General features: G+C 65.9%; 1 protein-coding gene. It reads left to right on the top strand.

The window, feature by feature from the left end:
- The first annotated feature begins 386 nt into the window (after positions 1-386).
- Positions 387-746 carry a DUF6404 family protein gene (locus tag EYQ95_RS26145; RefSeq protein ID WP_132332149.1) on the top strand — a complete coding sequence of 120 codons (360 nt, stop codon included), beginning with the start codon at positions 387-389 and terminating at the stop codon, positions 744-746.
- Positions 747-1,291 lie beyond the last annotated feature (545 nt).

A 1,291-nucleotide genomic window follows, 5' to 3' on the forward strand; every position in this document is an offset into this window, starting at 1 on the left:
AACGACAGCTGCATCGCACTCACCCCGATCACGGTGAGGCATTGTCGCGCAATCGGGCGGAGTTGTTCAGACCTTCCTTAGCTGTCCCTCCTGCACTCCCGGCCGCCTGCTCAAGCGCTCGGGCTACGCATGGCGCGTCGGCCACAACGCGAAGCCAGCGGCGCCGGCACATGAACCATCGCGGTGTGCCCGCGCCGGCTTCGGGTGGCCTGTGAACGTTGCGCGGGCTTGCTAGCCACTTTTCGTCGCTTCGCCCATTGCGGCAGGGCGTAAGGCAAATGCAGTATCCCTATCTCGTGCTGGTCCGCCCCGCCGCTGGCCAGCTAACAATTCGTCCAAGCCGACGCCGCTTCGCGGCGCGGCTTAACTCAGGTGTTAGGCACGCGATGAACCATCACGAGAAACTTGAAGCTCTGTACCGACACGCCGAATCACTCGGCATCGATCGGGCTACGGCAGCGCCGCCTGCGTGGCGCCTCATGTGGCGCTTCGGGTGGCAGGTACCACCCCCGCTGTTCTTGGGCTTCTGGCCGCTGGCGTTCGGCTCCGGGATCGCCTTTGGCGTCCTCTGGGGCTTGGCCATGCTGTTCGTGGCTCAGTTCCGTCCGGTGTTCATCACCTGGCGGGCAGCAACGTTGGCCGGTGTGTGCTTTGGGTTGCTGTTCGCGGCCGTCCTCCGGCTCAAGGCCAGCCGCTACAACCTTCCGTCGTGGTCGGAGTACACGGGCACGCCGCCGCGTGCCTAACAATTCGTCCAAGCCGACGCCGCTTCGCGGCGCGGCTTAACTCAGGTGTTAGCGCCCGCAGTGGGGGCTCCGTTGTCGGGGTTTTCCCGTCGTGCTTGCGGTTTTCCGCTGACGTGCGGCTGGCACCGCAAGCTAGTGGCCATGCATCGTCGCGTCGTGCCCGTGTCGTTCACCGGCTCCACGCAGCGTGCCGCGCCGAGCCGGCCGCACAACCAAAGTGTTGCAGCGCGGCACCCTGCCCGGCTGGATCCAGGCGGTTGTGGCAATCGGCTCTCCAAGCCAAGTCGGTCTTGCTGCCCTGCTAGTGCAGCGCAGCCCGGCTGGCCGTGCCGCATCGCTCTTGCCGCGGCCGGGCTCGCGGGCTACTGCCGTTCCGGGCTGTCGTGGCATGCTCGCGTCCGTAAGTCTGCGGAGGCGTCTGCCCCAACCGGGCCGGGCGCTAACTAGGGCCTGTTAACACTACGTGCTAACATACTGCGCATGGAACTTACGCCTGCGCAATTCGCGCGTATCGAGGATTGCCTGCCGCGGCAGCGGGGCAATGT

The sequence above is a fragment of the Lysobacter sp. N42 genome (genome assembly GCF_004344885.1).